A 9,313-nucleotide genomic window follows, 5' to 3' on the forward strand; every position below is an offset into this window, starting at 1 on the left:
GTGCCGCGCGGGGGTGCTCCGGGGGCGAACGCGCCCCGCCGGGCCTCAGCCGTCGTACAGGCCGTCGATGGCGTCGGCGAACTTGCGGTGGACCACCCGGCGCTTCAGCTTGAGCGAGGGCGTCAGCTCCTCGCTCTCCACGCTCCACTCGGTGGACAGCAGCCGCCAGCGCTTGACCTTCTGCACCTGCGCCAGACCGGCGTTCGCCGCCTCCACGGCGCGGGCGACCTCCTCCAGGACCACCGGGTGCTGGGCCAGCTCGGCCAGGTCGGCCCCCTCGATCCCGTGGGCCCGCGCCCACCCGGGGGCGACCTCGGCGTCGAGCGTCAGCAGCGCCACCGGGTAGGGGCGCCGGTCGCCGTAGGCCAGGGCCTGGCCGATCAGCGGGTGCTCCTTGAGGCGGCTCTCGATGGAGGCCGGGGCGATGTTCTCGCCGCCCGAGGTGATGAACAGCTCCTTCTTGCGGTCCACCACGTAGACGAAGCCGTCCTCGTCGATCCGGCCCACGTCCCCGGTGTGCAGCCACCCCTCCTCGTCGACGAGGGCGGCGGTGTCCCCGGGGCGCTCGTGGTAGCCGGACACGTTGATGGGGCCGCGCACCAGGATCTCCCCGTCGTCGGCGACGCTCACCTCCATGCCCTCCGATGGGACGCCGACGCTGCCGAAGCGGTAGGCGTCGGGCCGGTTGACGGTGACGGCGCCGCAGTTCTCGGTCATGCCGTACACGTCCCGGATGAGGAGGCCCAGGCCGCTGAAGAAGCGCAGGGTCTCCTCGGGCATCGGGGCGGCGGCCGTGATGCAGTACTCGGCCCGGTCCAGCCCGATCAGGGCGCGGATGGGCGCGAGCACCTCGGCGTCGACCCGGGCGAAGCGCTCGGCCAGGCCGGGGTCGCGCTCGCGGCCGTACTGGCCCTGCTCCAGGTAGGCGCGGGCGACCTGGGAGGCCTCCTCGATCGCCGCGCGCTGCTCTTCGGGGGCGGCGGCCAGGGCGGCGGTGAGGCCGGACTGGAGCTTCTCCCATACGCGCGGCACGCCGAACAGCCCGTGCGGGCGCACCAGGCCGAGGAACTCGCCCAGGCGCGGCAGATCGGGGCAGAAGTACAGGTGCCCGGCCACCCTGATGGGCAGGTACGCGCTGAGGACGCGCTCGGCGATGTGCGCCATCGGCAGGTAGGACAGGGTGACGGCCCGCCTGGGGGTGGCGTTGGCGCGCAGGGTGATGACGCACTGGTAGAGGACCTGGTGGTGGGTCTCGAAGACGCCCTTGGGGTCGCCGGTGGTGCCCGAGGTGTAGAGCAGGGTCGCGTTGTCCTCGGGGGTCAGCGCCGCCGCGCGCGCTTCGACCCGGCCGGGGTCGGCGGCATGCAGGCGGGCGCCGTCGGCGGTGAAGTCGGCCCAGGAGACGTATCTGCGGCCGTCCTTAGGGGCGTCCGGCACCGCCTCGGGGTCCATCAGCACCACGGTGTGCAGGGTCTCGGACCGCTCCAGGGCGGGGCCCCAGCGCTCCAGCTCGTCGGCGCCCTCCAGGACCACGGCGCGCACACCGCAGTCCTGGGCGACGAAGGCGACCTGCTCCGGGGCGAAGGTCGCGTACACGGTGAAGGGGACCGCACCGGCGTGCACGGCCCCCATGTCGGCGATCAGGTGCTCGGACCGGTTGGGCAGCATGAGCGCCACGACCTCGCCCGGCCGGACGCCCGCCCCGGCGAAGGCCGCCGCGGCCTCCAAGGCGGCGGCGCGGTACTGCGCCCACGTCAGCGTCGTCCATCCGTCGCCCGCACGGTCGGAGAGGGCGGGGGCGTCCCCGTCCTCCTCCGCCGTGCTGCGCAACCAGTCCACCAGGGTCCGGCCCTCGATCTCGGCCTCGACCGCCGCGCGCTCGCGCAGAGTCCGCTCGACGTCCACGACCGCCCTCCCGCCTCTCGAAAGTGATGCACGTCACCCCCGCCCGCATATCCGAACACGGTTAGGCGATGGAGGGCAAGAGCGCGGATGATCCGGCGACGCTCCGCGACGGCGGGCGCACGGGCGGTGCCCCCGGGGGCGGGCCCCAGGGGCACCCCGCGCCCGCGGGCCGTGCGGGACGCGCGGACCGGCCTCACAGGTAGAGCTCCCCGTGCATCGGGGCCGGGCGCGCCATGGCCTCCCCGTAGGCGTCGGAGAGCCGGTCCACGACCTCTTCGAGCACCTCCGGCGGCTGGGTGTAGGCCAGGCGCACGTAGCGCTCCAGCGTCCCCTCGGTGCCGAAGACCGGCCCGGCCGCCGGGTGGACCCCGTGCCGCAGCGCGGCCTCGCACAGCGCCCCCGCGATCGGCTGGGGCAGCGCCACCCACAGCACCAGCCCTCCGCTGGGCGTGGTGAACCGCCAGCCCGGCAGGCGCTCGCGCAGCAGCCCCACCAGGGCGTCGCGCCCGCGCCGCAGCGCGGTACTGCGCTCGGCCCTGATGCGGGTCACGTCGGCCAGCAGGCGGGTGACGATGAGCTGGTCGAGCAGCGGGCTGCTGATGTCCACCCGCTGCCGCGCCGCCATCAGGCGCTCCACCATCGGCGGCGTGGTGCGCACCCACCCCACCCGCAGGCCGCCCCACAGCAGCTTGGAGACCGAGCCGACGCTGAACACCCGGCCGTCGGTGTCGTAGGCGGCCATGGGCGCGGGCTGGTCGCCGGAGTCGATGGCCAGCTCGGCCACGGTCTCGTCGACGATGACCGAGGTGCCCGCGCGCTTGGCCTCGCGGACCACGGCGGCGCGCTCGTCGTCGTCCATCAGGGCGCCGGTGGGGTTCTGGAAGTCGGGGATGAGGTAGGCGGCCTTGGGGCGCCACTGGCGGAAGGCGTCGGCGGCCGAGTCCATGTCCCAGCCGTCGGAGGTGACGCCGAGGGTGCGGATGCGGACCTCGGCGCGACGGGCGCACTCCAGGGCGTGCGGGTAGGTGGGCGACTCCACCAGCACCGTGTCGCCGGGTTCGAGCAGCAGGTCCATCAGCAGCGCGACTCCGTGCTGGGAGCCGTTGGTCACGAAGATCTGGTCGGGCGTGGTCGGCAGGCCGCGCTCGACGTAGCGGCGGGCGATGGCGTGCCGCAGCTCGGGCAGGCCGCGCGGGGTGTAGCCGAGCTTGCCCAGGTGCGCGGGGAGCTGCTCGACGGCGCGGCGGGCCGCTTCCTGCAGCCCTTCGACCGCGGGCGAGGCGGCCACGCCCAGGTCGATGTGCTCGGCCTGGGGGACGAAGGGCGACGAGGCGGCGGTGCCGGAGTCGGGCAGCACCGTCCAGCTCCCCGCGCCCTGGCGGCTGTCCAGGTACCCGTTCTCGCGCAGCCAGGCGTAGGCGGCGGTGACGGTGTTGCGGCTGACCCCCAGCGCCGCCGCCAGGTCCCGTTCGGCGGGCAGCCGGGTGTGGGTGGGCACCCGGCCGTCGAGGATCAGGCCGCCGATGGCCCGCCCTACCGCCAGGTAGTAGGGCCGCCCCTGCGCCCCGTCGCCGACGAGTCGAGCCAATAGCCGTCCATTGATCCGGCGCTCACCGGCCATAACCGGGCCACTTTTTCAAATTGGCACTCAACATGCGACACACCATGGTGCCAATATTACGCACATGCCCCGTTCCCTTCAGCCCCGCCGGACCCCCGTCTCCTCCCTGCTCGCCCGCCTCGTCCCCGCGCCCCGGCCGCGCCGCCTGGCCCAGCTCCTGGTCGGCCTGCACCTCTACGGCGTCGGCGGCGCCCTGCTACTCGCCGCCGACCTGGGGGCCATGCCGTGGGACGTGCTGCACCAGGGCCTGGCCGAGCGCACGGGCCTGAGCGTGGGGACGTGGAGCGTCATCGTCGGCGCACTGCTGATGCTGCTGTGGATCCCGCTGCGCCAGCGCCCCGGCCCGGGCACGGTGAGCAACGTCGTGCTCGTGGGCCTGTCGGTCGACCTGACCCTGCTGTGGCTGCCCGACCCGCACGCCCTGGCGCTGCGCATCGCCTATCTGGCGGCCGGGACCCTCGTCACGGGCGCGGCGACCGGCTGCTATATCGGCGCCCGGCTGGGCCCGGGCCCACGCGACGGGCTGATGACCGGGCTGGCCGAACGCGGCCTGTCCATCCGCGCGGCGCGCACCGCGATCGAGGTCGCCGTGGTCGCGGCCGGGATGCTGCTGGGCGGGACCGCCGGGGTGGGCACGGTCGCCTTCGCCCTGGCGATCGGCCCGCTGGCACAGGTGTGCATCCCCCGCATGCAAGTGCCCGAAAGGAAATGACCCCGATCCATTGCGATCGACGGCTGCCGGTACGCCGTCGGCGCCGGTACGCTGTCCCGGACGGACGGTGACGGAGCGAATCGTCGGTCCATCCCCCCTGCCTTCGGCTGCCCGGAAACCCGTGCACGGGCGCTGGGGGCGTCGCACAGGGGCGCCGCGGGAAGACCGATGGATACCCGTCCCCGGCACCGGCGGGCAGGTGGGCCCGCCCGCCGCGACCCGGCGGGGGGCATGAGGTGACCGAGGCGCGGTCAGAGGCCCCCGACCACCCCTCGGAGTCGGATACGGTACGTCCGCGCACGATGTGATCTTCATTACACACCAGGGGGTGAGCCGCGTGTCCGGCTGGATCGAGGACTATGCGCTGATCGGCGACATGCAAACGGCCGCGCTCGTGGGGCGCGACGGCTCCGTGGACTGGCTCTGCCTCCCCCACTTCGACTCCCCGGCCTGCTTCAGCGCCCTGCTCGGCGACGAGCAGAACGGCAACTGGTGGATCCGGCCCGCCGACGGCCCCGCCACCGCCACCTCCCGCCGGTACCGCCCCGAGACCCTCGTCCTGGAGACCGAGTGGGCCACCGACGAGGGCACGGTCCGGGTCATCGACTTCATGCCGCCCCGCGGCGGCGCCCCCCACCTGGTGCGCATCGTCGAGGGCGTCAGCGGCACCGTGCGCATGTCCACCGCCCTGCGGCTGCGCTTCGACTACGGCAACGTGGTCCCCTGGATGCGCCGCAGCGGCGCCGAGCTGGCCGCCGTCGCCGGCCCCGACTCGGTGTGGATCAGCACCACCGTCCCCCTCGACGGGCACAACTTCGCCCACGACGCCGAGTTCACCGTCACCGCCGGGCAGCGGGTGCCGTTCGTGATGACCTGGCACCCCTCGCACGTGGAGGAGTCCGAGCACCTCGACGCCGAGAAGTCGCTCTCGCGCACCGAGCGGTTCTGGCGCAACTGGGTGGCCAAGTGCAGCTACGACGGCCGCTACCGGGACGCCGTGGTGCGCTCGCTGATCACCCTCAAGGCGCTCACCTTCTCCCCCACCGGCGGCATCGTCGCCGCCCCCACCACCTCGCTGCCCGAAGAGGTCGGCGGCGTGCGCAACTGGGACTACCGGTACTGCTGGCTGCGGGACGCCACCATCACCCTGGAGGCGCTCATCCGCAGCGGCTACACCGAGGAGGCCGACGCCTGGCGCGAATGGCTCGTGCGGGCGGTGGCCGGGGAGCCGCAGCAGATGCAGATCATGTACGGCGTGCGCGGCGAGCGGCGGCTGCCCGAGTGGGAGGCCGGCTGGCTGCCCGGCTACGAGGACTCGCGCCCGGTGCGCATCGGCAACGCCGCCGTGCACCAGTACCAGCTCGACGTCTACGGCGAGGTCATGGACGTGCTGGACTTGGGCCGCCGCTCCGGGCTCCCCCGCGAGGAGCACGTGTGGGGCATGCAGCGCTCCCTGGTGAACTTCCTGGAGTGGTGCTGGCAGGAGCCCGACGAGGGGCTGTGGGAGGTGCGCGGCCCGCGCCAGCACTTCGTGCACTCCAAGGTGATGGCCTGGGTGGCCGCCGACCGCGCCGTGCGCACCGTCGAGGAGTTCGGCATGGCCGGCCCCATCGAGCGCTGGCGGGCGCTGCGCGACACCATCCACGCCGAGGTGTGCGAGTACGGGTTCGACGCCGACCGCAACACCTTCACCCAGTACTACGGCAGCAAGGAGCTGGACGCCGCGCTGCTGCTCATCCCCGAGGTGGGTTTCCTGCCCTACGACGACCCGCGCGTGGTGGGCACCATCGAGGCCATCCGCGACGACCTGATGGTCGACGGATTCGTCATGCGCTACCGCACCGACCGCGCCGGGACCGCGGACAAGCTGCCCGGCGACGAGGGCGCCTTCCTGGCGTGCAGCTTCTGGATGGCCAACGCGCTGCTGCGCATCGGGCGCGAGGGCGATGCCCGGGAGCTGTTCGAGCGGCTGCTGTCGCTGCGCAACGACGTGGGGCTGCTGGCCGAGGAGTGGGACTCCAAGGCCGGACGGCAGGTCGGCAACTTCCCGCAGGCCTTCAGCCACGTGCCGATGGTGACCACCGCGCTCAACCTGTCCAAGCACGACGGCCTGCGCCGCTGCAAGTAGGCCGGGGGCGGCGGGGCCGCGCGCCCCGCCGCGCGGCACCCGTCCCCGCCCCTGACCCCCGCTTGGCCCCGTTCTGGGGTGGGCGTTGGGCCCGTGCGGGTAGTGCACCCCCATGCTCGACGTGTCGGTCCAGGGCTGGCAGCAGCTCCTCGCACTGCTCACGGCCCTGGTGCTGTGCTCCCTCATCGGCCTCGAACGCCAGATCCAGCACAAGAGCGCCGGGCTGCGCACGCACACGCTCGTCGGCGTCGGCGCCGCGCTGTTCATGCTGGTGAGCAAGTGGGGCTTCGGCGACGTGCTGGAGCTGGACGGGGTCACGCTGGACCCCTCCCGGCTGGCCGCGCAGATCGTCTCGGGCATCGGCTTCATCGGCGCCGGCCTGATCTTCGTCCGCCGGGACGTGGTGCGCGGCCTGACCACCGCGGCCACCGTATGGGTGGCCGCCGCCGTGGGCACCNCGGGGCTGTGGCTCCTGGCGGCGGCGGTGACGGCCATGCACTTCCTGGTCGCCTACGTCTACCCGTACCTGACCCGGCGCATCACCCGGTCGGCCCCGGACACCGTCGTCTTGGAGATCGAGTACCGCGACCGGCAGGGGGTGCTGCGGATGATCCTCTCCGAGGCGACCTCGCGCGGGTTCGACGTGCGGGACGTGCGCACCCGCCCCAGCGACGACGGAGGCGCCGTCGAGCTGGCGCTGACCCTGGTCGGACGGTCCGGGCCGCCCGAGCTGGCGGCGGCGCTGGCCGCCCTGGAGGGGGTGCTGTCGGTGCACACGGCCGACCCGGACGACGTGGAGGGCTGACCCCCGCGCCGTCCGCGCCGGGACGCCCGTTGGGCGCCCTCGGGTGAGCTTCGGGACGCCCACACGGCGGCACCGCCGCAGTCGCCGAACCACTCGACCGTCAGGCGCATCCGCAGCACCCCGGACTCGCCCGCGGTCGGCTCGGCGGGCCCACCGAGGGCCGCGGAGCCGGGTGTGAGCCACGGCGTGCGAGTGACGTGGCGCGCCGGGGAATCGGCCCCGCACCGCAACAAGAGCAGGGGCACCTGGGGCGGCTGTAGCGACCGCGGCGGGCCGGTCCCGCCGCGCACGCGGCGGGACCGCATGCGGCCACTACCCTGCCATCCCCGGCGCTCCGCCCCCACCTGCGGCGATCCCGCGACCGGCGGACGCGGGGGCATCTGCCATACGCCGTTCAAAGTGCGGATCACACTCGTTGGGGACGGAGTGTCACAGTGGCGCTTCACGGTTCCGGGCGCGACATCCGCCCGGCGGGCCGAGCACGACCGGGCGGGAGGCACGGGCATGCAGGCGAAGACGGAGCAGAACGGCCGGGAGCGCCGCGCGGAGCGCACGGGCCGCTGGCTGGCCGTGGTGGAGGAGTCCCAGGGGCGCGGCGACCGGGTCCTGGCGGAAAGCCTGGAATGGGCCTACGAGGACCGGGACGCGGCCCAGGCCGCGGCGCTGGAGCTGGCGCGCACGCACACGATGCCGGGGCCGCTGTCGCCCCAGGCGCGGATCATCACGCGGGACGGGGACGACTGCTACCGGGTGTACGTGCAGGGCAGGACGAGCATCTTCCACTTCACGGTGCGGGTGCTGCAGATCGCCCAGATCCGGGCCCGGTGACGGGGAGCGGCGAAGGGCCTGGACGGAGTCCCGCTGAGTGGCGCGGCCTGCCGGGTGGCGGGTCCGCCCCCTGAGATCGTTGACGGGACCTCTGAACCGACTGGGGCACGGTGACGGGGCCCGTGGCCGGTGTGCATGGGACGGGTGCGCCAGTGGACCGGGGTGGTGGTCCGGACGCTGACGGTCCGGTCGGGGCTGGGGGACCGTGCCGCGTGCACCGCCGGGGGTCTATGGGCCGGGGTGTGCCGGAGGGGCTGCGCGCACTACGCCGCGATCGGGCACGACCGGCTGATCGGCACCCCGGTCAAGCGGCCGCTGTCGGCCTGTGACCACTGATCGGGGCACACATCTCCCATCAGCGATCTGAGAGGTGATGGGCGGCGAGACCGCTTCCGATGCCTTAGGGCCCGGGAAGGCGGGTGCCGGTCCGCCGGTACGGAGCCGGGCCCCGCCGGGCCCGGCTGCGCCACCCGCCCCACCCGCCCACCTTCCCGTGCCGTCGTGGCCGGTCGGCCTCACCGCGGCTCGGTGTCGACCTCTCCGGGGGCGGCGTCGAGGATCGTGGACTGCAGGTCGGTGGTGAACGGGTCGACCGACGAGCCGTTGATGTAGACCGCGGGCGTCCCGGCCAGCGCGTCCGTGCCCGTGTACCGCGCCATCGCCGCGTCGGTCGCGTTCAGCAGCGCATCCACGGCGCTGCCGCTGGGTGCACCGCCCCCGTTCACCTCGGCGTCGGCCGCGGCCACCTCCTCGTCGATGCGCTCGGCGAACTCCGGGTCGTCGATGCCCACCTGCTCGCCCAGGGAGACGAGTTCCTCGGCGCTGAACCCCTGCTCCTCTTCGGCGGGCTGGGCGTCGAACAGCCGGTCCTGGTACTCCAGGTAGTGGCCGTACTCGGCGGCGACGATCGCCGCCGCGCCCCCGCGCAGCGAGTTCTCCGCCATCGTCCCGCCCTGGGTGGCGAAGATGCTGATGGGCCGGTAGTGCACGGTCGCCTCGCCGGAGGATCCCATGTCCTCCAGCAGGGTTCCGTGCTCGGTGTGGAACTCCTTGCAGGGCGGGCACTGGAAGTCTGCGTAGACCTCGACGACGGGGGCATCGGTGCCGGGTTCGGAGAGGACGACGCTGCCGTCGTCCTGCTGGACCTGCAGCCCGTCGGCGGACGCCGCCTCCCCGTCCCCGCCGGAGCCGCCGCGCAGGAGGAGGAAGGCGCCGGCCGCGACCACCAGTACGACCGCCAGGCCGCCCGCGACCAGGCCGATGACCAGCCCGGTCCTGGACTTCTTCGGCGGTGCCCCGCCCGGCATCGGCCGG

8 protein-coding genes are annotated in these 9,313 nt (G+C 73.9%); 5 read left to right on the forward strand and 3 right to left on the reverse strand.

The genetic code is table 11. From position 1 onward, the window contains the following. Positions 1 to 45: 45 nt before the first annotated feature. Entirely contained in the window at positions 46 to 1,905 is a 1,860-nt protein-coding gene (locus tag D476_RS0100640; RefSeq protein ID WP_017622057.1) for an AMP-dependent synthetase/ligase, read from the reverse strand. Positions 1,906 to 2,098: 193 nt separating this feature from the next. After that, positions 2,099 to 3,526, reverse strand: a complete 1,428-nt coding sequence (gene yczR, locus D476_RS0100645) for a MocR-like transcription factor YczR (protein WP_026123108.1) — start codon at positions 3,524 to 3,526, stop codon at positions 2,099 to 2,101. Positions 3,527 to 3,590: 64 nt separating this feature from the next. On the opposite strand from yczR, the gene yczE reads away from it, so the two are divergent. From yczE to D476_RS0100670, 5 genes are all read left to right on the forward strand, one after another. Next, the gene (gene yczE / locus D476_RS0100650; RefSeq protein WP_017622059.1) at positions 3,591 to 4,238 is read left to right on the forward strand and encodes a membrane protein YczE; all 648 of its coding nucleotides are present in this window, start codon (positions 3,591 to 3,593) and stop codon (positions 4,236 to 4,238) included. Positions 4,239 to 4,575: 337 nt separating this feature from the next. Further along, on the forward strand, positions 4,576 to 6,366 hold the full coding sequence (locus D476_RS0100655; protein ID WP_017622060.1) for a glycoside hydrolase family 15 protein: 1,791 nt from the start codon (positions 4,576 to 4,578) through the stop codon (positions 6,364 to 6,366). Positions 6,367 to 6,478: 112 nt separating this feature from the next. Further along, complete coding sequence (locus D476_RS0100660; RefSeq protein ID WP_017622061.1) at positions 6,479 to 7,171, forward strand: MgtC/SapB family protein; 693 nt, start codon at positions 6,479 to 6,481, stop codon at positions 7,169 to 7,171. A 504-nt stretch (positions 7,172 to 7,675) separates the two neighbouring features. Then, entirely contained in the window at positions 7,676 to 7,999 is a 324-nt protein-coding gene (locus D476_RS0100665) for a hypothetical protein (RefSeq protein WP_017622062.1), read from the forward strand. Positions 8,000 to 8,143: 144 nt separating this feature from the next. Continuing rightward, positions 8,144 to 8,335 (forward strand): hypothetical protein, encoded by a 192-nt coding sequence (locus tag D476_RS0100670; protein ID WP_152529181.1) that lies wholly within the window; start codon positions 8,144 to 8,146, stop codon positions 8,333 to 8,335. A gap of 179 nt (positions 8,336 to 8,514) precedes the next feature. Here D476_RS0100670 and D476_RS31700 read toward each other — a convergent pair. After that, a partial coding sequence (locus D476_RS31700; RefSeq protein WP_239648560.1) for a DsbA family protein occupies positions 8,515 to 9,313 on the reverse strand: 799 nt, incomplete at its 5' end.

It is taken from the genome of Nocardiopsis chromatogenes YIM 90109 (assembly GCF_000341185.1).
Classification (GTDB): Bacteria; Actinomycetota; Actinomycetes; order Streptosporangiales; family Streptosporangiaceae; genus Nocardiopsis_A; species Nocardiopsis_A chromatogenes.